The organism is Pseudarthrobacter sp. MOO14 (assembly GCF_058267675.1).
Map to the genome: position 1 here is coordinate 595793 of NZ_CM177849.1, position 24657 is coordinate 620449.

The window sequence follows — 24657 nt, forward strand, 5'->3', positions numbered from 1 at the left end:
GAAACAGCACAGCGGGCGGGAACCTTTCGGTTCCCGCCCGCTGTGCTGTTTCGTCCTGTTGTTCCTGGCCCCAGGGCCGGTGTGGCCTGCCTAGATGGCGGCTACTCCGCGTTCCCCGGTCCGGACGCGCACTGCTTCATGGACGTCGATGGTCCAGACCTTGCCGTCCCCGGCCCGGCCGGTGTTGGAGCTGGCGATGATCACGTCCAGGATGTCGTCTGACTGTTCGTCGGTGGCCAGGACTTCAACGCGGATCTTGGGAAGCAGGTCCACATTGTATTCGGCTCCTCGGTACACCTCGGTGTAGCCGCGCTGGCGTCCATATCCGCTGGCCGCGCTGACGGTCAGTCCTTGGACCCCGTAAGCTTCCAGTCCTTCCCGGATGGTTTCGAGCTTTTCCGGCCTGACGATTGCAGTGATCAGTTTCATGCCCCCACACTTTCCTTGCCTGTTGCCGGCTGTGCCTGCTGTGCTCCGGCTGCGGATTCCCGGCTTTCCGCCTGGTTCTTGCCCGTCACCATGTCGTGCAGCGGCTGGAAGCTGCCACCGTGGCCGCCGACGCCGAACTCGTAGGCGGTCTCGGCGTGCAGGCTGAGGTCTGCGCCGGCGATTTCCTGGTGCTCGGAGATGCGGAAGCCCATGGTCTTGTGGATGGGGTAGGCGATGATCAGGGTCATCACCGCGGTGAAGGCGATGGAGAGCAGCGCTGCCAGGACCTGTGCCACCAGCTGGGTGGCGCCGCCGCCGTAGAACAGGCCGGCAGCCCCCTGGTCCGGGGTGGCGAGGAAGCCGATGGCAACGGTGCCGATGACACCTGCGACGAGGTGGACGCCCACAACATCCAGGGAGTCGTCATAACCGAGCTTGAACTTCAGGCCGACCGCCAGGGCAGAGGCGATACCGGCGACGACGCCCAGGGCAATCGCGCCGAGCGGGGAGACGTTGGCGCAGGCCGGGGTGATGGCGACGAGGCCGGCCACCACGCCTGAAGCAGCGCCGAGCGAGGTGGGGTGCCCGTCCCGGATGCGTTCCACAGCGAGCCAGCCCAGCATCGCGGCGGCCGGGGCTGCCAGGGTGTTGATCCAGATCAGGCCGGCCTGTTCCACGGTGGCGGCGGCGCCGGCGTTGAAGCCGAACCAGCCGAACCACAGGATGGCTGCGCCGAGCATGACGAACGGGATGTTGTGCGGGCGGTGGTTCGGGTCCTTGCCGAAGCCCTTCCGGTTACCAATGATCAGCACCAGCACCAGGCCGGCAACACCGGCGTTGATGTGCACCACGGTGCCTCCGGCGAAGTCGATGACCGGAGCGAAGGTCTGGCCGAACCAGCCGTCCTTGGAGAACAGGCCGCCGCCCCACACCATGAAGGCCAGCGGCGCGTAGACCAGCGTGGCCCAGATCGGCGTGAAGATCACCCAGGCCGAGAACTTTGCGCGGTCCGCGACGGCGCCGGAGATCAGGGCGACGGTGATGATCGCGAACGTTGCGGCGTAGCCCACCTTCAGCAGGTCCGCCGGATCCGTGAAGTTGTGCAGGCCGAAGTGGCTGAACGGGTTGGCGAAGATCTGGAAGAAGTTGTCCTCGTTGCTCGTGGACATGGAGGCGCCCCACAGCACCCACGTGATGCCGACCGTTCCGATGGCGACGAAGCTCATCATCATCATGTTCAGTGCCGACTTGGCGCGCGTCATGCCGCCATAAAAGAATGCCAGGCCCGGGGTCATGAACAGCACGAGTGCTGCCGCAACCAGGAGCCAAACGAGACCTGCGGTGAGTTCCATGGCCTACGTCCTCTCTTGCTTTCGGTGCGGACTTGTCCGCCTGCCAACGCCTTTTTGCGTCCTGTAATGAGTTTGTGGGTGGCGTGTTTCGGCCGCGGAGGATTTAGATTGCGGGCCTGTTACAACAACCTCTAGGAAGTAAATGGTGCATATCCGCCTTGTTACGGTTATGTTTCCGCACTCGCGCAGCCACCCGGCTCCCTTTCCAGCAAGGACTTCAGCACCATGACGGCACCACCCCCGGTAAACGGCGCCACCGCAAGGATTTGGGCCCGCCTGAGGCCGCAACGGGAGAAGCTTCCGCGGGACATCAAGGTGATGCTTGCCGCAGCGTTCCTCATCGCCCTGGGATTCGGCCTTGTTGCCCCCGTATTGCCGCAATTCGCAACAACCTTTGGGGTAGGAAACACCGAGGCCGCCGTCATTGTGGCGATCTTCGCGTTCATGCGCCTTGCGTTCGCCCCTGCCGGGGGTGCGCTGATCGGCAAACGCGGCGAACGCCCCGTTTACGTCGCAGGCCTGTTGATCGTGGCGCTGTCCACTGCGGCGTGCGCGTTCGCCCAGGACTACTGGCAACTCCTGCTGTTCCGCGGCCTGGGCGGCGCCGGCTCGGTAATGTTCACCGTTGCCTCGATGGCCCTGGTGATCCGGTTGGCGCCCCCGGAAAGCAGGGGCCGGGTGTCGGGCGCCTATGCGTCGGCGTTCCTGATCGGAAACGTCTGCGGCCCGATCGTGGGCGGGCTGCTGGCGGGGTTGGGCCTGCGGGTCCCGTTCCTGGCGTACGCGGGGGCCCTGCTCGTGGCAGCCTTCGTGGTGCAGACCCAGTTGAGCCATCAGCGCCGTGGCACCGGCGAGGCCCGGGAACGCGCACCGGACATGCGTTTCGGCGATGCCCTGTCAACCGGAACCTACCGGTCGGCGCTCCTGTCCAGCTTCGCGAACGGTTGGGCCACCTTCGGCGTCCGGATGGCAACGGTGCCGCTGTTCGCCGCGGCCGCTTTTGGGGCGGGGCCGCAGGCGGCAGGCCTGGCGCTGGCCGTGTTCGCGGCCGGGAACGCGGCCGCCCTGGCCTTCTCGGGCCGGCTCGCTGATTCCCTGGGGCGCAAGCCCATGATGATTTCCGGGCTGCTGGTGGCCGGCCTGTCAACCGCGTCGATCGGTATCACCCACGATCTGCCCTGGTTCCTCGCGGCATCGACGCTGGCCGGCGTCGGATCCGGTCTTTTCGGTCCTGCGCAGCAGGCCGCCGTGGCGGACGTGATCGGCAACGGGCGTTCCGGCGGAAAGGTGCTGGCCGCCTACCAGATGACGTCCGACGTCGGGGCGATCGTGGGACCGGTCGTGGCGGGCCTGCTGGCGGACGGCTTGGGTTTCGGCTGGGCGTTCGCGGTCACCGGCGCCATGCTGCTGCTGGCGGCCGGCGGCTGGTTGCCCACCCGGGAAACCCTCCGGGTTAAACCCAACTGACTCGCATTTGTTGTCGTTGTGAGCCCTCAAAACGACAACAAATGCGAGCCAGTGGGCGGGCAGCTAGTTCAGCAGGGCGTCAACAAAGCTTTCGGTATCGAACGGGGCGAGGTCGTCGGCGCCTTCGCCCAGGCCCACGAGTTTGACGGGCACGCCGAGCGCCCGCTGGATGGCGACGACGATGCCGCCCTTGGCTGTTCCATCCAGTTTGGTCAGCACGATGCCGGTGATGTTGACCACCTCGGAGAAGACCCTGGCCTGGTTCAGGCCGTTCTGGCCGGTGGTGGCGTCCAGCACCAGCAGGACCTCGTCCACCTCGGCCAGCTTCTCCACCACGCGCTTGACCTTGCCCAGTTCGTCCATCAGGCCCACCTTGTTCTGCAGGCGCCCGGCGGTATCGATCATGACAACGTCGACTTCCTGCTCGATGCCTGCCTTCACCGCTTCGTAGGCGACCGACGCAGGATCGGCGCCGTCGATGTCGGACTTCACGGTGGGAACGCCCACCCGCTGGCCCCAGGTTGCCAACTGCTCGGCGGCGGCGGCCCGGAAGGTGTCCGCTGCGCCGAGCAGGACGTCCTTGTCCTCGGCCACCAGGACCCGCGCGAGCTTGCCTACGGTGGTGGTCTTTCCGACGCCGTTGACGCCCACCACCATCATGACGGCGGGCTTGTCCCCATGCCGCTCCACGTTCAGGCTGCGGTCCATGGTGGGGTCGACCAGTTTGATGAGTTCTTCGCGGAGCATGGCTTTGACGTGTTCGGGGGTCCTGGTGCCGAGGACCTTGACCCGCTCGCGGAGTGCATCCACCAGCTGCATGGTGGGTTCGGTGCCCAGGTCAGCGAGCAGGAGTGTTTCCTCCACCTCGTCCCAAACGCTCTCGTCGATCCGGTCGCTGGACAGCAGTGCCAGCAGGCCCTTACCCATGATGTTGTTGGAGCGGACCAGCCGTTCCCGCAGCCGGGTAAGGCGCCCTGCGACCGGCAGCGGTGTTTCGACCGGAATGGTTTCGAGTCCGGCGGCATCGTCCGGGACGGTGGTGGTGTCAACAACGTCGGTGCCGGCACCGCCGGGGGTCCCGCGTTCGATGGTTCCGGTGCTGTCATCCACTGCCGTGCCGCCCCCGGAGCGGACCTCGGGATCGTTCGCGTCCCGGGTGTCCGGGTAGCGGGTGATGTTCCTCCGCGTCTTGATCAGGACCGGGATCAGCGCGCCGATGACCACCACGGCAGCAAGGATGGATAGGACAATGGGAAGGATGTCATTCACTCCCCTAGCTTCTCATACAGGGTCCGCCCGGTCCGGGCCCCCGGCAGGGCGCCTGACCTGCTCTGATGCCGGAGGTGCGGCTGCTATACCTCGGCCCCGAGCCGCTGGCTGATGACGGTGGAGACGCCGTCGCCCCTCATGGTGACGCCGTAGAGCGCGTCCGCCACTTCCATGGTCCGCTTTTGGTGGGTGATGACGATCAGCTGGCTGGACTCCCGGAGCTCCTCGAAGATGGTGATCAGGCGCCCCAGGTTGGTGTCGTCCAGCGCCGCCTCCACCTCGTCCATGACGTAGAACGGGGACGGCCGGGCCTTGAAAATGGCCACCAACAGGGCCACCGCGGTGAGTGAGCGTTCGCCGCCGGAGAGCAGGGAGAGCCGCTTGATCTTCTTGCCGGCCGGACGGGCCTCCACGTCAATGCCGGTGGTCAGCATGTCGGCGGGGTCGGTGAGGACCAGGCGCCCCTCGCCGCCCGGGAACAGCCGCTCGAAGACCCTGACGAACTGGGCCTGGGTGTCCTCGAAGGCTTCCGCGAACACCCGTTGCACCCGGTCATCCACCTCTTTGATGATATCGAGCAGGTCCCGGCGGGACGCTTTGAGGTCTTCCAGCTGGGTGCTGAGGAACTGGTGCCGCTCCTCCAGCGCCGCGAACTCCTCCAGCGCCAGCGGGTTGACCTTGCCCAGGCTTGCGAGGTCCCGTTCGGCCCTCCGCAGCCGCTTCTCCTGTTCCTGCCGCACGTAGGGTTTGCCTTCGCGGATCTCCTCGCCACCGGCATCGACAGGAGCACGAAGGGCAGCCCATTTGTCGCCGGACTCTTCCGCCGGGACCGGCACGGGGACGTGCGGTCCGAACTCCGCGACCAAGGCCTCCGGCGTGATGCCCAGTTCGTCCACGGAACGGGTTTCCACCGCCTCGATCCTGGCCCGCTGCTGGGCCCGGGCAAGTTCGTCGCGGTGCACATTGTCTGTGAGGTCCGCCAGTTCGAGGGCCAGGGCGTCGTTGGATTCGCGGATGTCCCGGAGCCCGCGGTCCCGCAGCTCCCGGTTCTCCTCTGCGAGGTCGCGTTCGTGCCTGGCGAGCTCGACGGAGACATCCACATAGCCAAGGGCCATCTCCACGCCCGCGGAAACGGCTGCGGCCCGCCGGGCCTGGATGCGGCGGCGCCGCGCGCGTTCGGCCGCTTCCTCCCGTGCCCGGCGCTCCGTGGCGGCCGCGCGGTCCAGGGAGGCTGCCCGGTTGCCGGTGGCTGCAAGTTGCTCCTCGGCGCTGCGCAGGGACAACCGTGCTTCAACCTCGGCGGCGCGGGCGGCCGACGCGGCTCCCGCCAGCTCATCGCGGTGTTCGGTGGAGGGTTCCTGCTCGACGGGAGCTTCCTGGGCCGCCGCGAGCCGGGCGGTGATGGCTGCGAGCGCCTCTTCCTCGGCGGCCACGTTCTCTTCGGCGCGGGCCAGGGAGGCTGCCAGTCGGTCGCTTTCTCCGACGGCGCTGCGCAGGACCGAATTGAGGTGCCCCAGGCGTTCGGCGACGGCGGCGAGCCGGGCATCGGATTCATGCAGCCGGTCCAGGGCAGCGTCCGCAGCCTCCTGCGCCGCGGCGCGCCGGGCCTCGGCGGCGGCCAGGGCGAACCTGTTCCGCTCCAGGTCCGCCGTCACGGCCGACAGCTCACGCCCGGCGTCGTCTACGGCCGCCTGAACCTCCAGGAGGGATGGTGCTTTGGCCGAACCGCCAGTGGCCGAGACGGCGGTGAACACGTCGCCCTCCCGGGTGACGGCCGTCAGGCCGGGCTGGGAGGCCACGAGCGCCGCCGCCGCGTCCATGCCGGGGACGACGACGGTTCCGGACAGCAGGTGCCGTACCAGGGAGACCTCCACCGCCGGGCCGTCCACCAGTCCGGCAGCCCACCGGGCCTCGCCGGGAAGCTCCAGGTCCGGGGCGTCTTGTGGCTGGTCCACGTCCGCGGACGCCAGGAGGAGGGCCGCGCGGCCGCCGTCGTCGTCTTTTAGGGCCTGCAGGACCGCGGCCGCCGTGCCGGCGTCGTGGACGAGGACAGCATCCGACGCCTGCCCCAGTGCAGCAGCGATCGCGGCCTCGAACCCGGCGTGCACGGTGAGTGCGGCGGCGAGGCTGCCCCGGATGCCCGGAAGACCGGACTCCAGCGCGTGCCGGGCGCCGTCCTTGCGGTCAAGGCCGAGTTTCAGGGCGTCCAGGCGCGCGACGAGGGCATCGCGTTTGCGAATTCCTTCGTTGACTGCGGTCTTGAGGCCGGCGATGTCGCCCAGCACCGCATCGAGCACGTCACTGGCGGCCTCGTACTCGGCGTCGAGGGACTCCTCTCCCTCCTCCACTCCCGCCACCTGGTTTTCCAGGGCCGTGAATTCGGATTGTGCCTTGGCACGCCGTTCGGTGCCGGCGGCAAGGGATTCGCGGAGCCGGCCCAGCTCCGCCTGGGCTGACTCCACCCGGGACCGTGCCGCTGCGACCTGCCCGGCGAGGCGCGCCAGGCCTTCCCGGCGGTCAGCGGCCGCCCTCAACTGCGCGGTGAGCCGCTGGTCCTCGGCGCGCGCAGCCTGTTCGGCGTCGGCCTTCGCCGTGCTTGCGGCGTCCAGGACTCCGCGACGGCGCACGATGTCCGCTTCGAGTTCGGCCACCTCCTGCCGCACCCGCGCGGCTTGGCGTTCCAGTTGTTCCGGGTCCCGCCCGGACGGTGCCGGGGCGTCGTCGGAGCCCAGCAGGCGGCTCCGTTCGGTGGCCAGGGTACCCAAGGAACGGAGCCGTTCCCGGGCGGTGGAGAGCCGGTACCAGGTGTCGCGGGCAGCGTTGAGCCGGGGGGTGGCCTCCGCTGCAAGCTGTTCCAGCGCGGCCTGCTGCCTGCGGCCGGCTTCAAGTTCCTGTTCGACGGCGGTCCGCCGGGCCTTGAGCGCGGCTTCGTCGGCCACGTCCTGTTCCAGGGCCTGCTGGAGCTGGACAAGGTCATCGGCCAGGAGGCGTGCCCGGGCGTCCCGGACATCGAACTGGACACGCTGGGCGCGGCGGGCCACTTCCGCCTGCTTGCCAAGCGGCGTGAGCTGGCGCCGGATCTCCCCTGTGAGGTCCGTCAGCCGCTGGAGGTTGGCCTGCATCGCCTCCAGTTTGCGGACCGTCCGCTCCTTGCGCCGCCGGTGCTTGAGGATGCCGGCCGCCTCTTCGATAAATCCGCGCCGGTCCTCCGGGGTGGCGTACAGGACCCGGTCCAGCTGCCCTTGGCCCACAATGACGTGCATTTCCCGGCCCAGCCCGGAATCGGACAGCAATTCCTGGATGTCCAGCAACCGGCAACCGGCTCCGTTGATGGCGTACTCGGAACCTCCCGTCCGGAACAGGGTCCGCGAAATGGTCACTTCGCTGTATTCGATGGGCAGGGCGCCGTCGGTGTTGTCGATGGTCAGCGAGACGTGGGCGCGTCCCAGCGGCGGCCGGCCGGACGTCCCGGCGAAGATAACGTCCTCCATCTTGCCGCCGCGAAGCGTCTTGGCCCCTTGCTCGCCCATCACCCAGGCCAGGGCATCAACCACGTTGGACTTGCCGGAGCCGTTGGGACCCACGACGGCGGTGACGCCGGGTTCGAAGTCGAAGGTGGTGGCCGACGCAAAGGACTTGAACCCCCGGACGGTGAGGCTTTTGAGGTGCAAGGCTTTCCTGGTCTCCTGGCGGGGGTAGGGAACGATGCTGGAACCGGCTCCCTATAATCTACTGCGCAGGAGCGACATTTCCCGTCCAGCACTCCGCGGCCGGCGGCGGCGCCCCCGGCCAATATGCATGATCGGGCGCAGCAAAGGCATAGTTAAGCTCTTGGGCCTGCACTGATGTGGGTACAGTCACCGCGTGGCTGCAGGACAAAAACGAAGAGGGGCTTGAATTGGCAGGTAACGCAACCTTCCGGCACAGCAATACCGCGCTGCTTTCCGTAAGCAGCGTCGAGGCTCCGCGGATCGTCAGCTCCACGGATTTCGACCGCAAACTGGCCTCCACCCTGCAGAGGCTGAAGTTTCCGCCGCGGCTGCTCGAGCGCGTGGCCGGTATCACGCACCGCCGCTGGTGGGCCGCGGGGACCTCCTTCGATGATGCTGCCATCGAAGCCGGCGCCAAAGCTTTGGCCGAGGCGGGCATCGAAGCGTCGGAGGTGGGCCTGCTGATCAACACGTCAGTGACGCGGCGGAACCTGGAACCATCCGTTGCGGTGAAGATCCATCACGGACTCAGCCTGCCGTCGTCGGCCATGAACTTCGACCTCGCCAATGCCTGCCTGGGGTTCGTCAACGCCCTGACCCTGGCCGCCAACATGATCGATTCCGGCCAGATCCGGTACGCAGTGATCGTTAACGGCGAGGATGCCCAGCTGACCCAGGAAGCCACGCTTGCCCGGCTGCAGCGCCCCGAAACGACGCGTGACGATTTCAACCGGGAATTCGCCACCCTGACGCTCGGTTCCGGGGCGGCCGCCGCCGTCCTGGGTCCGGCGGACCAGCACCCGGGCGCCCACCGGATCGTGGGCGGCGTAATGCGGGCCGGCACCGAGCACCACGAACTCTGCGTGGGCGGCATCGACGGCATGGCCACCGACACCAAGGGCTTGCTCGACGGCGGCCTGCAACTGGTGGTCGATGCCTGGCATGAGGCCCAGCCGGAGTGGGACTGGGCGGAGATGGACCGCTACGTCACGCACCAGGTGAGCAACGCCTATACCCAGGCGATCATCAACGCGATCGACCTTGATCCGGACAAGGTACCCATCACCTTCCCGCACTGGGGCAACGTGGGCCCCGCGTCGTTGCCGATGACGCTGGCCGCCGAGACGCAGACCCTGGGAAGCGGTGACCGGGTCCTGTGCATGGGCGTCGGTTCGGGCCTGAACACCGCAATGCTGGAAATCGTCTGGTGACCGCGGCCTGGCCGGGCGTGGACGCCGAATGGTCGCGCCTGATCGACGTTCCGTCCACCGCGGCCGCGGACCCGGCAGGCACGGTACGCCGCTGGCATGTGCTCGATAACGGCCCGCAACTGGAGCGGCTGGGCCTGGCCCCGGCCGGAACCCTGCTGTGCGTGCACGGCAACCCCACCTGGTCCTACCTCTGGCGGAGTTTCCTGGCCGCCGGAACCGATCCGGTCCATCCCTGGCGCGTGGTGGCGGTGGACCAACTGGATATGGGCTTCTCCGAACGCACCGGTGTGTTCCGCCGCCTCGCCGACAGGATCAGGGACCTCGGCGACCTCACCGATGCGCTGGGCCTGCACGGTCCGGTGGTCACCGCCGGCCACGACTGGGGCGGCGTGATCAGCCTCGGATGGGCCCTGGCCCACCAGCACCAGCTCGCCGGCGTGGTCCTCACCAACACCGCCGTCCACCAACCCGGCAGTTCCCGGATCCCGGCCGCCCTGCGCCTGGCGCTTCACCCCGCCGTGCACAAGTGGGGAACCACGACGTCGGACGCTTTCCTGCGGGTGACGCACTCGCTCGCCAGCCCGCCGCTGCCCGCGGACATCCGCGATGCCTACATGGCCCCCTACCGTGGGGCTTCCCGCCGTGAGGGCGTGGGAAACTTCGTCGCCGATATCCCCGTGGACGCATCCCATCCCAGCCATCCGGAGCTGGCGCGTGTGGCCGAGGGCCTGCGCGGCCTGGACGTCCCCGTCCTGATGTTGTGGGGCCCGCGGGACCCGATCTTCTCCGACCGGTACCTCAAGGACCTCATCCAACGGATACCCGCAGCCAAGGTGCACCGCTACGAGGGCGCCGGACACCTGCTCGCGGAAGACCGGGACATCGCACCGGCCGTCTTCGACTGGCTCACCGCCAACATCGCCGGCAGCGGTGCCGGGACGGACGGAACCGGGGCGGCCGGCAGTGCCGGGACGCAGGGCACCGGACAGGGCCACCCCGTCCCCGCCGCGCAGGACACGTTCCGCCCCCTCTGGGCACTCCTCGGTGAACTGTCAGCCGGTCCTTCCGGTACCGGGACCGCCATTTCCGAGATGGCGCCCGACGGCAGCGCCGGCCGCTCGCTCACCTGGGCAGAACTGGAAAAAAACGTTGCCGACGTATCGGCCGGGCTCGCCGGTATGGGCGTCGGCAGCGGAAGCCGCGTGAGCCTGATGGTCCCTCCCGGCGTGGACCTCACGGTGGCGCTCTATGCCTGCCTGCGCCTGGGAGCCGTGGTGGTGGTGGCCGACGCCGGCCTGGGCACCAGGGGGCTCAGCCGTGCCGTAAAGGGTGCCACCCCGGATGTCCTGGTCGGGATCGACAGGGCACTGGCGGCAGCCCGCGCCCTCGGCTGGGCTGCCAGGCTCGTCAGCGTGCACGACCTGCCCGCCGCGCGCCGCCGCATCCTTGGGGTGGAAACGTCCCTCACCGCCTTGGCACGGGCAGGTGCCCGCAGTGGACACCGCACCGCCGACGGGCCGGACCCGGACCAGCCCGCAGCCGTCCTGTTCACGTCCGGTTCCACCGGACCCGCAAAAGGCGTCGTCTACACGCACCGGCAGCTGGCAGCGATGCGCGACACCGTGACGGAAACCTTCGGGATCCATCCGGGTGACCGGCTGGTGGCGGGCTTCGCACCGTTCGCCCTGCTGGGGCCGGCCCTGGGCGCCGTCTCGGTGACGCCCGCCATGGACGTCACGGCCCCCCGAACCTTGACGGCACGTGCCCTCGCCCGAGCGGCCGCGGCTGTTGACGCAACGGTGGTCTTCGCCTCCCCTGCGGCACTGCGCAACGTCCTGGCCACCCAAGACGGCCTCACCACCGGCGACGCCGCGGCGTTGTCCCGCGTCGAACTGCTGCTCTCCGCCGGCGCCCCGGTTCCGGAACCCCTGCTCGCCGGGGTGCAGCGGCTGCTGCCCCGGGCCTCGCTGCACACGCCGTACGGAATGACCGAAGCCCTTCCCGTCACCGACATCAGCCTCGAACAAATCCGCGCCGCCGGTACCGGGAACGTAGCGGGGGCCGGCAACGGGGTTTGCGTGGGCCTGCCCGTCCATGGCGCCCGGGTTGCCATCCTCCCGCTGGCCGCGGACGGCACCGTTCCCGGCGACGGCACCAGTCCCGGGGCCGAGCCCGTGACGGCGCCCTGTGTCACCGGGGAGATCCTGGTCAGCGCCCCGCATGTCAAGGAGTCCTACGACCGGCTCTGGCTCACCCAGCAGGCGAGCGCGGCCGCGGCCGGCTGGCACCGCACCGGGGACGTGGGGCACTTCGACGCCGAGGGCCGGCTGTGGGTGGAAGGGCGCCTGGCACACATCGTGACGGCTCCGGGGTCGGTGGTAACGCCGGTGGGCCCCGAACAGGCCATCGAATCCCTGGACAGTGTCCGAATGGCCGCCGTCGTGGGAGTGGGACCGGTGGGGACCCAGGCCGTCGTCGCGGTCGTGGAAACCGTGCCGGCCGTCCGCAAGGCCGGTCCCGCTGATCCCCACCTGGCCGCACGGGTGCGTGCGGCGGCGGCCGCAGCCGGCGTGTCCGTTGCAGCCGTCCTGGTGGTGCCCGCCCAGCCCACAGATATCCGCCACAACGCCAAAATCGACCGGACCCGCCTGTCCCTCTGGGCGGCGAAGGTGCTCGCCGGCGGCCGTCCGGGAACGCCATGAAGGTCCTGGTCACCGGCGCGAGCGGGCTCCTGGGCCGGGAGGTGGCCGCTTTGCTGGTACGCCGGGGCCACGCCGTGGCCACCTTCCAGCGGCGTCCCTCCAGGGTCGACGGCGCCGAGGACCGTTGCGGCTCCCTCACCGACGATGCAGCGGTCCGGGACGCGGTACGGGACATGGCCGCGGTGGTCCACCTTGCCGCCAAGGTTTCCTTCACCGGCCGTGCAGCGGACTTTGACGAGGTGAACGTCCAGGGAACCCGGCGCCTGCTTGACGCCGCCCGCGAAGCCGGGGTGCGGGACCTGGTGTACGTGTCATCCCCCTCCGTGGCCAACACGGGCGCCGCAATCGCCGGGCAGGGCGCCGAACCGGCGGACCCCGGGCACGCGCATGGGAACTACGCGCGCACCAAGGCCCGCGCCGAACTGCTGGCCCTCGCAGCGGACACCCAGGACTTCCGCACCACCGCGGTGCGCCCGCACGTCGTATGGGGTCCGGGAGACACCCAGTTGGTGGAGCGTGTGCTGGAGCGGGCCGCGCGGGGCCGGCTGCCACTGCTCGATGCCGGCGCTGCCCTGATCGACACCACGTTCATTGACAATGCGGCGGCCGCCATCGTGGCGGCACTGGACCGCATGGGGCACGTCCACGGCAAGGCCCTGGTGGTCACGAACGGGGAACCCCGGCCTGTCGGGGAGCTGCTGGCAGGCATCTGCGCTGCCGGCGGAGTGCCGGCTCCGTCGTGGTCCGTGCCCGGCAGGCTTGCGCGGATTGCCGGCTCGGTGGTGGAACGGGCCTGGCTCCGGTTTGGCCGCCAGGAGGAACCTCCCATGACGGCCTTCCTTGCCGAGCAGCTGTCCACGGCCCACTGGTTCGACCAGCGAGGAACCCGGAGGCTCCTGGACTGGACCCCGGAGGTATCGCTGGACGAGGGTCTGGCGCGGCTGGCCGGCTACTACCAGCCAGGTTCAACGGCCGGCCCGCGGCGCACCTGAGGGCCGCGGAGCCGCCTTGTCAGCGGACGACGGCGGGCGACCAGGCATGCTCGATGAACAGCCGGGGTGCCGCACCGGGTTCCAGGGACAGCGACCAGATATCGCTGTCCGGGCCCGCCCCTTCCCTGGGCATCCCGTACAGGATGGTGCCGTTGTCAAGCCACTCGATTTGGTCGTCCAGGTCCCGTTGCTCACCCAGGACGGTGACGTTCCCGGTGGCCAGCTCGAGGACGGCGGGCTGCCGGGCTCCTGCCAGGGTTCCCGATGTGCTCTTCTTGAAGGCGATCCGTTGCCCGTCGGGAGAGACCGAAGGGCACTCGACGCCGGAGGCGGCGATGGTGAGCGTCCGGGCGGCGATATCCCCGTGGACCAGCCAGATATTGCCCTGCGACGAGGCGGTGGCATAGAACTCATTCGGCTTGCCAGGGCTGAAGGTCACGCCCCAAATATTCCTGTCGGTGGCCTTGATCCGTGCGCCATGGTCCATCAGGGCGTAGTCCTCGAGGTTGGTATGGCTGCTTCCGTCCGCCGGGCCAATCAGCGTTTGCGTTGAAAAACTCGACGACGCATAGGAATGGCCGGAGACGAAGACGGTGGTTGCCACCAGGGAACCATCCGCACTGACCCGTGTCCTGTTGGGAATCCCGCCGAGTGCCCACGTCCCCTGCTGCACCAGCGACCTGTCATAGGTTGAAGCCTCGAAGGAGGTGGGCATCCCGTTCCTGGTCTCCAGGCAGCTGACCAGGTTCCGGGCCGCGTAGACCCTGTCGCAGGCCTTGCCCAGGAGGGTCCGCCGGCCGTTTGGTTCAGACAGGGCCGCCGTGGCTGCCTCCCCGAACCCTTGGCCGGGGGCCGTGTTCCTGAACAGCACGAAGGGGCCGGACGGCAACGCACCGGCGGAGGCAACCTGCACGTCCGGGGCGGCCTGCCGGCTCGCGCTTGACTGCTGGTAGGCGGTGAACGCCTGGGCACCTGCGGCGCCAAGTGTGGCTATGACGACCGCAAGAAGAAAGAGCAGCCGCTTCCTCACGAGGCGGGCACCGCTGCGGTGCTGCCGCGGAACAGCAACGCTGCTCCCGCGATGGCTGCCGCCAGCAACGCAGTCGCGATGGCAACGGCCATGCCCGGCCCGGCCGCGAACCAGAGGACGCCAAATCCGGATGCGGCCGCCATCCGGCTGACGGCCACCACCGTCTGTGCGGTGCCCAGGGCGGTGCCCAGCCTTTCGGGTGGTGCCAGCTGGCTGACAAGCGCCGCCAGGACACCGTCAGTTGCCGCGTAGAAGAGCCCCAGGAGCAGCAAACAACCGATGGTGGCGGGGATCCCTGCAGTTGGCAGCCCGGCCAGCAGGTAGCAGGCCAACAAGGCACCGTGGCCGGCCAGGAAGACCGGTACTCTCCCCCACCGGTCCGCGATCCTGCCGACCGGCACGGCGAACAGCAGGAAGGCGGCGTTGGTGCCCACGAACAGCAGCGGGAACCACTGGATGGCGAAGGACTCACGGTGCTGGAGGAGGAGGTAGATGAAGCCGTCGCCGATGGTGAGGACGCCCAACAAGCCGGCGGCGGCCATGGGGCGGGCCAGGCCCGGTTCCCGCAGGCGCGACCACCGCAACAGATTCCAGCTGACGACCGGCCTGGACCGGCCGGGGTGTTGCCGCCGCCGCTGGAGCCGGCCCGGCACCACCAGGAGAAGCACCGCGACGCCGATCACGGCGAAGGCGAGTGAGACGCCAAAGACGGTGCTGAAGCCATTGGGGATCAGCATCAGGACCAGGAACGCGATGAGCGGGCCGGCGGCCGCCCCGATGTTGTCCAGCATCCGGTGGATGCCGAAGGAGCGCGCCAGGTACTCCGGCTGGGCCTCCGCCGCGATCATGGCATCCCGTGGCGCCGTGCGGATTCCTTTGCCGATCCTGTCGCCGGTGACGATGCCGGCAAGGGCCCAGAAGCCCCCGGCCACGAGGAACCCCGCCCGCGCCAGCATGGACAGCCCGTAGCCGGCAGCTGCCACGTACTTGGGATGGCCGGTGCGGTCGGACACCCAGCCCGCGCCGATCCGCACGATGGCGCTGGCGCCCTGGTTTATTCCGTCGATGACACCGAATGCGATGGTGGACAGCCCCAGGTAGCCCGTGACGTAGAGCGGGAGGATGGCGGCGACGGACTCGGACGATATGTCCGTCATCATGCTGACCACGCCCAGCCAGATGATCACCGGGGACAACCGGAAAGCCGGGTGGACCGAGGCAGGACCGGCGCCGGCCTGGTCCTGTTGGCCGCCTTTGCGGTCCGAGATCGAGATGTACAAGGGCTGCCTGTCCTTCCCGGGGCGGGAAGCGGTGCGCGTGCAGCGGGCCCCACCCGAAGTTCGTGCAGACAGTCTTGCAGCCGGCCCGCAGCCGCGGGTACCGAAGAATCCGCAGACCTGTTGTGGAAACCTACCAGCGGCCGTTCCGCGGCCGGGGCTGGCAGACCGGGCACGTGTGGGACGAGCGGTTCATGAACTGCTCGCGCCGGATGATCGACTGGATTCCCGCTGCGGCACAGCGTTTGCAGGGCTCGCCCTGGCGTCCGTAAGCGTTGAGGGACCTGTCGAAGTAGCCGGAGGCTCCGTTGACGTTGACGTACAGGGAGTCGAAGCTGGTGCCCCCGGCCGCCAGGGCGTCCAGCATCACCTCCCGGGCGCTGTCCAGGACCCGCTGGGCCTCGGCGCGGCGGAGCGTGTCGGTGGCCCGCGCGTAGTGAAGTTTTGCGCGCCACAGGGCTTCGTCGGCGTAGATGTTGCCGATCCCGGACACCAGCCCCTGATCCAGGAGTGCCCGTTTGAGCCCGGTTTTGCGTTTCCGGAGGCGTTGGTAGAAGAGGTCGAAGGAGAATGCGGGGTCCAGCGGGTCCCGGGCAATATGGGCTGCCTCCGCTGCGATCAACGGAAGCGGCGATTCGGCGAGACCGCCGGGGCCGCCGTCCTCCGTAGGCACCAGGGCAGTAACAAAAAGGCCGCCGAAGATCCGTTGGTCAACGAACCGCAGCTGGTCCGGCATACCCTCACGTGGACTGAGCCCCAGCCGTACTTTGAGGTGTTTTTCGTCGGGAACGCCGGGGCCCTGCATCAACAGCTGGCCGCTCATCCCCAAGTGGGCCATCAGTGCCACCGCCGGTGCCTGGTGCTGTTCGGCGTGTCCCGGCCCGGCCATGTCGTTGTCCGTCAGCGGCAGCCACAGGAATTTGCCGCGTCGGACGACGTCGGACACTGTGGCGCCCTCAAGGTTGCCGATGAAGTCCCCGGCCCCAAGGGCGTGCCGGCGGATGGAGCGCGGGTCCAGGACGTCGACGGTTTGGATGGTCCTGCCGCGGACCCAGCGAACCAGTCCGCGGCGCACCACCTCAACCTCGGGCAGTTCCGGCACGGAGTCTACTTCGCAGCTGCGGAGCCGGCGGACGTACCAGCGGCATCGTGGGCTTCAGCCCCGGAAAGCACCCGCCAGGCGTCGGCCGCCGCTTCCTGCTCGGCTTCCTTTTTGGAGTGCCCGGAGCCCTTGCCGTAGGCGTTGCCGCCGATGTTCAGGACGGCAGTGAACGTGCGGGCGTGGTCCGGACCCGAGCCGTCCACGGCGTAGTGGATGCTTCCGAGCTGCCGGCTGGCAGCCAGTTCCTGGATGCTGGTTTTCCAGTCGGTTCCGGCGCCCAGGACGGCGGCATCCTTCAGCATCGGGCCGATCAGCCGCATAACCAGCTGGCGGGCGGTCTCGATATCGTTGGAGACGTAGGTGGCGCCGATCAGGGCCTCCATGGTGTCCGCGAGGATAGAGGCCTTGTTCTTCCCGTGGGTGAGCTTTTCGCCCTGCCCCAGGTAGATGTATTCGCCAATGCCCAGGCTGCGTCCAATGCCGGCCAGGGCACGGGTGCTGACGACGGCGGACCGGCGCTTGGCGAGCTCGCCTTCGGGCAGGTCCGGGTTGTCCCGGTACAGGGCATCGGTCACGGAGAAGCCCAGGATGGAGTCCCCCAGGAACTCGAGCCGCTCGTTGGTGGGTATGCCGCCATTCTCGTAGGCATACGAACGGTGGGTGAGCGCAAGACGAAGCGTCCCGGCGTCAATAGAGACACCGAGACGCTTCAGAAGCTCTTCAGTTGACGACATCAGTCAGCCTGTTGGGCCGATTAGACGTCAGCGACCTTGCGGCCCTTGTACTCAAGGAACAGCGCGGTGCCAGCAGAGTCGGTAACGACCTTTGCCTGGTGCGGCAGGCTGTAGGTGACCTGGCCGTTCTCAACGGTCTTCACCAGGTGGGGGGCGGTCGCCTTCCACTGCGAGCGGCGGGCGCGGGTATTCGAGCGAGACATTTTCCGCTTGGGAACAGCCACGGCTAACTCATTTCTCTCTAGACAAACACGTACAAATCAATTTTGCCGGTCAGGCTTAGCCATATCAGCTAGGGCAGCCCAGCGAGGATCCAGGACCTCGTGGTGGTGCCCCGGCTCGTCTTCCAGGCGAACTCCGCATTCGGAGCAAAGGCCCTGGCAGTCTTCCCGGCACACCGGCTGGAACGGCAGGTTGGTGACAACCGCGTCCCGCAACACCGGTTCAAGATCGATTACATCGTGCTCGACTCGACGTTGCTCTTCATCTTCTTCTCCGTCCGAAAGCTCAGCGCCTTCATAGAAGAAAAGTTCTTGCACATTGACCTCAAGGTCATACGCAAGGGGATCCAGGCATCGGCCGCATTCGCCGGTTACTTCGACGGCTGCAGTTCCTGATACCAGAATTCCTTCGTGTACGGCCTCAAGCCTCAGGTCGAGCTCGACATCCGAGCCTTCCTGAACACCAATGAGCGCCACACCAAGATCACCCGGTGCGGGTACATGTTCCTTCAGTGTCCGCATGCTTCCCGGGCTGCGCCCGAGGTCCTTGACGTCGAACGCCAGGGGCGAACCAGCATCTCTTTTAATGAGAACTCCTGTTGAACATATGACCGACGTACCATCTTAGCCTGAAGAGCCATGGTGACTCAAACCGGCATGCGGCGGCGCCGAAGTACCCATCCAGCCTACCGTCTTGGCTGCTGATCCGGGCCAGGCTCGCCGGTCACCAGGCGGCGGTGCACCGAGCGGGGCACGTAATCGGAGACGCTCCCGCCCAGTGCCGCCACCTCCTTGATCAGGGTGGACGACAAGTGGACGTAGCTGGCTTCCGCCGGGAGGAACACCGTTTCCACCCCGCTCAGCTGCCGGTTCATCGTCGCCATGGGCAGCTCGTAGTCAAAATCCGACGACGAGCGCAGCCCTTTGACGATGGCGGACACCCCACGGTGGCGGCAGTATTCCGCCAGGAGTCCCGCGCCGACAGGCTCCACCACGATCCCCTTGAGCGAAGCCAACGTCTCACGCGCCATGTCCAGCCGCTCTTCCAAGGTGAACATGTACTTCTTGGCGTAGTTGGTGGAGATGGCCACGATGACCTCATCAAAAAGGCCGGCAGCCCTGGCAATGACTTCGAGATGGCCGTTGTGGATGGGGTCGAAGGATCCGGGGCACACAGCGCGTCTCATGCTCCGAACCTACCCCATGGAAAGGCCGGGATACCATGACTGGATGCATCCTCCACGGGAACATTCCACGCCCCTGGCACCTGCTCCCTGGCAGCGGACCGCGCTCGGCGCCAACCTGCTGGCGCCCGACGGCGGACTGGGGGTCACCATCTTCGAAGAGATGACCACCCTTGCCGTCCGGACCGGTGCCATCAACCTGGGCCAGGGCTTCCCGGACGAGGACGGGCCGCTGGAGATCAGGGAGGCGGCGCGTGCGGCCATCGCCGCCGGAGCCAACCAGTACGCACCCGGCAGAGGCATCCCCGAACTCCGCGAGGCGGTGGCCGCGCACCAGGAACGCTTCTACGGGTTGACGCCCGATCCCGCCACGGAGGTCATCATCACCACCGGGGCCACCGAAGGCATCGCTGCCTCGCTGCTGGCGTTCGCCGGGCCCGGCGACGAAGTCCTGACGTTCGAACCCTTCTATGACTCCTACGGTGCGGTCATCGGCCTCACGGGCGCCACCCATGTGACCGTGCCGCTGGCCGCGCCGGACTTCATGCCCGACCTCTCCGCCCTGGAATCGGCATTCAGCGACCGCACCCGGGTGGTCCTGCTGAACAACCCGCACAATCCCACCGGCGCCGTTTTTCCGGAAGCCGTGCTGCAGCGCGTCGTGGACCTTGCAGCCAAGCACGGAAGCATCATCGTCACCGACGAGGTGTACGAGCACCTGACGTTCGGCGTCCCCCATATCCCGGTGGCAACGCTGCCCGGGGCCGCCGGGATCACCATCACCATCTCCTCCGCGGGGAAGACGTTCTCACTGACGGGATGGAAGGTGGGCTGGCTCACCGGGCCGGAGGACCTGGTGGCCGCGGTGCGTACCGTGAAGCAATTCCTCACCTACAGTTCCGGGACCCCGTTCCAGGCGGCAATCGCCACGGGCCTGGGCCAGCCGGACGCTTTCTTCCACGGCATTGCGGCCACCCTGGAGAAAAAACGGGACATCCTCAGCGCGGGACTCAGGGACGCCGGGTTCGATGTCTTCACGCCCCGCGGCACCTACTTCGTCAACGTGGACACCGCACCGCTCGGCATCACCGATGCCCTGGACCTCGCCCGGCGCCTGCCGGCGTTGGTGGGAGTTGCCGCCATCCCGGTCCCCGTGTTCTGCCACCCCGAGGGTGCGGAACGGACAAGAAGCCTGCTGCGCTTCGCCTTCTGCAAGAAGACCGATGTCCTGGAGGAGGCCGCCTCACGGCTGGCAACGCTCCGCGGCAGGCTCTGATGTCCGGCGGCGTCGCGGGACCTGCGAGCCGGTTCCTGCGGACCACCGGACAGCACGCCACCATCGAACCGGACACGTTCACGGACGGCGGCTATGTGCTCAGCATCGGCGGGGCGGAACAGTCCCATGTCAACCTCAGCCGGCCCGACGAGATTTTCTACGAATACCTGCGCAGGATCGGCCACCTGGTGGATCTCGCCGCACCGTCAGGGGAACCGGTGAAAGCCCTGCACTTGGGCGCCGGTGCGCTGACCCTTGCACGCTACATCCAGGCCACCCGGCCCGGCTCACCGCAGTACGCGGTGGAGCTGGAACGCGAACTGCTGGACTTTGTCCTGCGGCACCTGCCCCTGCCCGAAGGCACGGACCTGACCACGATGATCGGCGATGCCCGGGAGGCACTAGGCACGCTGGCCCCGGGACTGGCATTCGACGTCGTCATCCTGGACATCTTTTCCGGGCCGGAGGCGCCTGCCCACATCGCGTCCAGTGGTTTCTACCGGGAGGCGCGGGGACGGCTGAGCCCGGACGGGGTGCTGATCGTCAATGTGGGCGACGAGCCCGCCCTCACGCTGGTCAGGAGCCAGGTGGCGGCCATGCGCGAGGCCATGGCCGATGTTGCCGCATTCGGGGAAGCCGGAATGTTCGAGGCACGGTACCCGGGAAACGTCATCCTGGCAGGAACGCAGGGCCCCTGGCCGGGGTCGTGGACAACAGAGCTGGCGGCCCGTGGCCCCCACCCTGCCCGGGTCCTGTCCGGCGTGGACCTGGACCCCTTCTCGGCCTAAGGCCAGGCCCTACCCCTCGGTCCCGTCCGGCAGGTCGTCGGCGGAGATGGCATCGGGCACCGACGGCTCGGCGAACCACAACCGGGTCTCGCCGTACTTCTTGTCCGCAAACCGTGCCATCCCATCGGGCCACTCGGGCTCCGGAGAACGCGAGGACCGCTCCACCACCACCACAGCCCCTGCCGCCAGGTGGCCGGCGAGCTTTTGGAGCACCGCGGCCAGCGCCGCTTCCTCCAGGGGATAGGGCGGGTCCAGGAACACGAGGTCCCAGGCAGCGTTGCCGGGCGCGCGGTCAAGGAAGGGCTCCACCCTGGCCCGGTGCACGCTGACGGTCTTGCGGCCAAGCACGCCGTCGATGAGGTCCGCATTGCGCTGGCACACCGCGCTGGCCTTGGCGTCGGACTCCACCAAATCCACGGACTGCGCTCCCCTGCTGGCACTTTCCACCCCCAGGGATCCGGAGCCCGCGTACAGGTCCAGAACCCTGGCTCCCGAGATCACGCCAAAAGCGTCGAGCCGGGAGAACAGCGCTTCCTTGACGCGGTCGGTGGTGGGCCGGGTCAAGGAACCCGGGACCGCGTTCAGCGGGGTACCGCCCGCGGCGCCGGAGATTATCCGTGTCATCGCGGCCGCCGCCGTCCGTCCGCGCCCTGGGGCCCTGCCGTGCTAACCGCGTTCAAGGAACGCCTCCTTCTCGGGGTTGAGGTACTTCTCGATGGCGTCGGCGAGTTCGGGGTGGCCCGCCAGCAACGGGTCCCCGCCGACGATGTGCTGGGCGTCTTCCCTTGCCCGGGCGATGACGTCTTCGTGTTCGAGGACGCGCAGGAGTTTAAGGGTGGAACGTCCGCCGGACTGGGAAGCGCCCAGGATATCGCCTTCGCGGCGCAGCTTGAGGTCTTCCTGCGAGAGGACGAACCCGTCCGTGGTGGCCACCACGGCTTCCAGCCGCCGCCGGCTGGGATGCCCCGGCTCCAGGGCGGTGACCAGCAGGCAGGTGCCGGGCAGTCCGCCACGGCCGACGCGCCCGCGGAGCTGGTGCAGCTGCGAGATCCCAAACCTGTCGGCGTCCAGGATGACCATCAGGGTGGCGTTGTGCACATCCACGCCCACTTCGATCACGGTGGTGGAGACGAGCAGCTTGATGCGGTTGGCGGTGAAGCCGGCCATCGTCTCCGTCTTCAGCTCCGGCTCCTGGCGTCCGTGCAGCGGGGCAAGCGGCACCCCTGCAAGGGACGGCTCGGCCAGCAAATGCTCCACGACAGCGGTGACGGACGCAAGCTCCCGCCCTTCCTCTCCCTCCGCCCCCGGGGGTGCGGCTTCGCCGGGGCTGAAGTCGCCGTCGTCGTCTGTCCCGATCTTGGGACAGACCACGTACACCTGGCGCCCGGCATCGATCTCCTCGCGGGCGCGCGCCCAGATCCGCGCCGCCCAGGCGGGATTCTCCGCGAGGCCCACGAGGTGGGTGGTGATCGGGGCCCGGCCTTTGGGCAGTTCGCTGAGGGTTGACGTCTCCAGGTCCCCGAAAACCGTCATGGCAACGGTCCGCGGGATGGGGGTGGCTGTCATGACCAGCAGGTGCGGGGGCTTGCGCGCCTTGGCCCGCAGGGCGTCGCGCTGCTCCACGCCGAAACGGTGCTGCTCGTCCACTACGATGAGTCCGAGGTCGTAGAAGGAGACGTTGTCACCCAGGAGCGCGTGGGTGCCGATGATGATTCCGGCCGTCCCGGAGGCGGCATCCAGCATGGCTTGCCTGCGTGCCGCGGTGGGCATGGAGCCGGTCAGCAGAGTGACCTGCACGGAAACGCCGCTTCCGCCGGCCAGACCGCCCAGCAGGCCGTCGCCGGACAGCGCGCCAAGGCTGCGCCGGATGGAGTCATAATGCTGGGCCGCGAGCACTTCGGTAGGGGCCAGGAGCGCGGCCTGCCCGCCGGCGTCGATGACCTGCAGCATGGCACGCAGCGCCACGACGGTCTTGCCCGAGCCGACCTCGCCCTGCAGCAGCCGGTTCATGGGGGTGTCGCGCGCCAGTTCCGCGGCGAGGGTTTGGCCGACGGCGGATTGGCCGGCTGTGAGCGTGAACGGCAGGTTGGCGTCGAAGGCGGCCAGGAGGCCGTCGCCCACCGGGCGGCGGGCCGTGGCTTCCTCGGCAGCGAGCTGGGCGCGGCGCCGCGCCAGCGCTGACTGCAGCACCAAGGCCTCGTGGTAGCGGAGGCGGTCCCGGGCCCTGCGCCAGTCGTCGGCGGACTCGGGTACGTGGATCAACCGGTAGGCGCGGGACACCGGCAGAAACCCTTCACGGGCGGAAACCTCGGTTGGCACCGGGTCCGGCAGGGCGTCGAGGTCGAGTGTCTCCAGGAGCGTGGCGATGGTCTTCTGGATCTTCCAGCTGGGAAGCTTGGCGGTTGCCGGGTACACCGGGATGGGCATGGCGGCGAGTTTCTCCGGGTCCTGGCCACTGTCGGTGAACGGATCTTCGTCCACCAGCTGGAAATCGGGGTTTGTCAGGCCCAGTTGTCCCTTGAAACTGGTGACCTTCCCGGAAAACAGGGCCCGCCGCCCCTGCAGGAGTTCTGTTTTGGCTTTGTACCCGTTAAAGAAGCTGATTTTGAGGGTTCCGGGCACCTTTCCGCGGAAGTCCCGGCCGCCCACCAGCCGGAGCCCCTGCTGACCGTCGTCGTCGGAGACGATGACGTCGGTGATGGTTCCCCGGCGGGCCTGCATGGTGCGCGTGCTGCTGGACAGCACCCGGGCGATCAGGGTGACGTCCTCGTCCAGCGGCAGCTCACTGATGGGGGTCAGCTCACCGCGGCTCATGTAACGGCGCGGGAAGTAATTCAGGAGTCCGTCCACGGTGGTGATCCCGAGGTGTTTCTCAATGACCGCTGCCGAGCGCTTGCCGATGCGCCGCTCCAGGGCCAGGTCGAGCTCAGCGTTCATGCCCGCCGGTGTTCACTGCGTCCATGTCCGGGTCCCGGGGCAGCGCAAGTTCGCTGACGCTGATCTGGGACGGCTCGCCCAGGGACCTGATGACGGCGACGGCCTGGTCCGGGTGCGGCACGTGCACATGCACCCGCCACCGGTACTTCCCGTCCGGGTCAACTCCGCCGCCCACCTGGCTCATGATGACGGACTCGCCGATTTCGTCCAGGCGCTGCCGGAGGGTGGCGGCGTCCAGCGGCGACAGGCTGATGGTGCACATGACTTCCACGCCGTCGGCGTCGGGCATGGCGGTGTGGATGTGGGGATCGGAGACGTCGTAGCCGTGCAGGCCGTCGAGGAGTTCGTTCTGCAGTTCCTCGCCCAGGACCGCCGAGCGCAGGCAGTCCAGGATGAGCAGCATTCCCACCCCGCCGGCATCGACGACGTGGGCGGACTGCAGGGCATCGAGCTGCTCTTCGGTGTGGATCACCGCTGCCAGGGCCCCCTCCACCGCGGCGTCCAGGGCAAGGCCCAGCGCGTGGTTGCTGTCGTCCCCGTCCTGGGCCGCGTCCACGGCGGCCGCGGCGCGGGCGGCTGCTTCCATGACGGAAAGCATGGTTCCGGGGACGGGATCGCTGAGGGCGGACCAGGCGCGGATCTGGGCGCGGTTCAGTGCGGCCGACAGGAGCGTGGACGTCACCCTGGTGTGGCCGGCCAGGGGCTCGGCCGCTGCGCACAGGAACACGGAGAAGAGGGTGCCGGAGTTTCCCCGGGCTTCCTCCATGGCCGCCTGCCCTGCCGTGGCGAGGACTTCACCGACGTCCACCGGGGCGGGCTGGTCGTCGGCGAGCACCAGCGAGCGGGCTGCGGCGCGAACGGTGAGGTAGAGGTTGGTACCGGTATCGCCGTCGGCCACCGGGAAGATGTTGATGGCGTTGAGCCGGTCGCTGTGGTTGCCCAGGGCCGTTTCCGCCTTGCCCAGCCACCTCTTCAT

The 24657-nt window shown here is 68.3% G+C and carries 20 protein-coding genes; 6 read left to right on the forward strand and 14 right to left on the reverse strand.

The features are described 5' to 3' along the window. Nucleotides 1-90 precede the first annotated feature (90 nt). Together AC4EEV_RS02780 and AC4EEV_RS02785 are read right to left on the reverse strand one after the other, a co-directional pair. A complete protein-coding gene (locus AC4EEV_RS02780) occupies nt 91-429 on the reverse strand; it encodes a P-II family nitrogen regulator (protein ID WP_018760008.1) in 339 nt (112 codons plus the stop codon). After that, nucleotides 426-1781 (reverse strand): ammonium transporter, encoded by a 1356-nt coding sequence (locus AC4EEV_RS02785; RefSeq protein ID WP_491330098.1) that lies wholly within the window; start codon nt 1779-1781, stop codon nt 426-428. The genes AC4EEV_RS02780 and AC4EEV_RS02785 overlap by 4 nt, the downstream gene beginning before the upstream one ends. 225 nt (nt 1782-2006) lie before the next feature. On the opposite strand from AC4EEV_RS02785, the gene AC4EEV_RS02790 reads away from it, so the two are divergent. Further along, nucleotides 2007-3248, forward strand: a complete 1242-nt coding sequence (locus AC4EEV_RS02790; RefSeq protein ID WP_285319862.1) for an MFS transporter — start codon at nt 2007-2009, stop codon at nt 3246-3248. Nucleotides 3249-3311: 63 nt separating this feature from the next. On the opposite strand, the gene ftsY is transcribed toward AC4EEV_RS02790, so the two are convergent. Beyond that, nucleotides 3312-4517: a signal recognition particle-docking protein FtsY gene (gene ftsY / locus AC4EEV_RS02795; protein ID WP_491330099.1), complete on the reverse strand. Its 1206-nt coding sequence runs from the start codon at nt 4515-4517 to the stop codon at nt 3312-3314. 83 nt (nt 4518-4600) lie between these two features. After that, nucleotides 4601-8188, reverse strand: a complete 3588-nt coding sequence (gene smc / locus AC4EEV_RS02800) for a chromosome segregation protein SMC (RefSeq protein WP_491330100.1) — start codon at nt 8186-8188, stop codon at nt 4601-4603. 227 nt (nt 8189-8415) lie between these two features. On the opposite strand from smc, the gene AC4EEV_RS02805 reads away from it, so the two are divergent. From AC4EEV_RS02805 to AC4EEV_RS02815, 3 genes are read left to right on the forward strand one after another with little or no spacing between them, the layout of a single operon-like run. After that, nucleotides 8416-9438 (forward strand): 3-oxoacyl-ACP synthase III, encoded by a 1023-nt coding sequence (locus AC4EEV_RS02805; protein WP_026264216.1) that lies wholly within the window; start codon nt 8416-8418, stop codon nt 9436-9438. Then, nucleotides 9432-12140: an alpha/beta fold hydrolase gene (locus AC4EEV_RS02810; RefSeq protein ID WP_491330839.1), complete on the forward strand. Its 2709-nt coding sequence runs from the start codon at nt 9432-9434 to the stop codon at nt 12138-12140. The genes AC4EEV_RS02805 and AC4EEV_RS02810 overlap by 7 nt, the downstream gene beginning before the upstream one ends. Beyond that, the gene (locus AC4EEV_RS02815; protein WP_491330101.1) at nt 12137-13132 is read left to right on the forward strand and encodes an NAD-dependent epimerase/dehydratase family protein; all 996 of its coding nucleotides are present in this window, start codon (nt 12137-12139) and stop codon (nt 13130-13132) included. The genes AC4EEV_RS02810 and AC4EEV_RS02815 overlap by 4 nt, the downstream gene beginning before the upstream one ends. A gap of 19 nt (nt 13133-13151) precedes the next feature. Here the strand turns inward: AC4EEV_RS02815 and AC4EEV_RS02820 are convergent, their stop codons facing one another. The 7 genes from AC4EEV_RS02820 to coaD all read right to left on the reverse strand — a co-directional run bounded on the left by AC4EEV_RS02820 (nt 13152) and on the right by coaD (nt 18683). Then, complete coding sequence (locus tag AC4EEV_RS02820; protein WP_285247642.1) at nt 13152-14162, reverse strand: TolB-like translocation protein; 1011 nt, start codon at nt 14160-14162, stop codon at nt 13152-13154. Continuing rightward, complete coding sequence (locus tag AC4EEV_RS02825) at nt 14159-15442, reverse strand: MFS transporter (protein WP_491330102.1); 1284 nt, start codon at nt 15440-15442, stop codon at nt 14159-14161. The genes AC4EEV_RS02820 and AC4EEV_RS02825 overlap by 4 nt, the downstream gene beginning before the upstream one ends. 130 nt (nt 15443-15572) lie before the next feature. Then, nucleotides 15573-16541, reverse strand: a complete 969-nt coding sequence (mutM, locus tag AC4EEV_RS02830) for a bifunctional DNA-formamidopyrimidine glycosylase/DNA-(apurinic or apyrimidinic site) lyase (protein ID WP_491330103.1) — start codon at nt 16539-16541, stop codon at nt 15573-15575. Nucleotides 16542-16546: 5 nt separating this feature from the next. Then, complete coding sequence (gene rnc / locus AC4EEV_RS02835) at nt 16547-17275, reverse strand: ribonuclease III (RefSeq protein WP_109045009.1); 729 nt, start codon at nt 17273-17275, stop codon at nt 16547-16549. 20 nt (nt 17276-17295) lie between these two features. Then, nucleotides 17296-17499 (reverse strand): 50S ribosomal protein L32, encoded by a 204-nt coding sequence (rpmF, locus tag AC4EEV_RS02840; RefSeq protein ID WP_009356569.1) that lies wholly within the window; start codon nt 17497-17499, stop codon nt 17296-17298. A gap of 36 nt (nt 17500-17535) precedes the next feature. Further along, nucleotides 17536-18060, reverse strand: a complete 525-nt coding sequence (locus tag AC4EEV_RS02845; protein ID WP_081624091.1) for a YceD family protein — start codon at nt 18058-18060, stop codon at nt 17536-17538. A gap of 122 nt (nt 18061-18182) precedes the next feature. Beyond that, on the reverse strand, nt 18183-18683 hold the full coding sequence (coaD, locus tag AC4EEV_RS02850) for a pantetheine-phosphate adenylyltransferase (RefSeq protein ID WP_026264218.1): 501 nt from the start codon (nt 18681-18683) through the stop codon (nt 18183-18185). 43 nt (nt 18684-18726) lie between these two features. Between coaD and AC4EEV_RS02855 the strand changes: the two genes are divergently transcribed. Continuing rightward, entirely contained in the window at nt 18727-19956 is a 1230-nt protein-coding gene (locus tag AC4EEV_RS02855; RefSeq protein WP_206073903.1) for an aminotransferase class I/II-fold pyridoxal phosphate-dependent enzyme, read from the forward strand. Further along, the gene (locus AC4EEV_RS02860) at nt 19956-20744 is read left to right on the forward strand and encodes a spermidine synthase (protein WP_018760024.1); all 789 of its coding nucleotides are present in this window, start codon (nt 19956-19958) and stop codon (nt 20742-20744) included. The genes AC4EEV_RS02855 and AC4EEV_RS02860 overlap by 1 nt, the downstream gene beginning before the upstream one ends. Before the next feature lie 9 nt (nt 20745-20753). Here the strand turns inward: AC4EEV_RS02860 and rsmD are convergent, their stop codons facing one another. The 3 genes from rsmD to AC4EEV_RS02875 are packed head-to-tail and all read right to left on the reverse strand — an operon-like array spanning nt 20754 to nt 24657. Beyond that, on the reverse strand, nt 20754-21368 hold the full coding sequence (gene rsmD / locus AC4EEV_RS02865) for a 16S rRNA (guanine(966)-N(2))-methyltransferase RsmD (RefSeq protein ID WP_018760025.1): 615 nt from the start codon (nt 21366-21368) through the stop codon (nt 20754-20756). 42 nt (nt 21369-21410) lie between these two features. Beyond that, on the reverse strand, nt 21411-23681 hold the full coding sequence (locus tag AC4EEV_RS02870) for an ATP-dependent DNA helicase RecG (RefSeq protein WP_133830856.1): 2271 nt from the start codon (nt 23679-23681) through the stop codon (nt 21411-21413). Next, complete coding sequence (locus AC4EEV_RS02875) at nt 23671-24657, reverse strand: DAK2 domain-containing protein (protein ID WP_018760027.1); 987 nt, start codon at nt 24655-24657, stop codon at nt 23671-23673. The genes AC4EEV_RS02870 and AC4EEV_RS02875 overlap by 11 nt, the downstream gene beginning before the upstream one ends.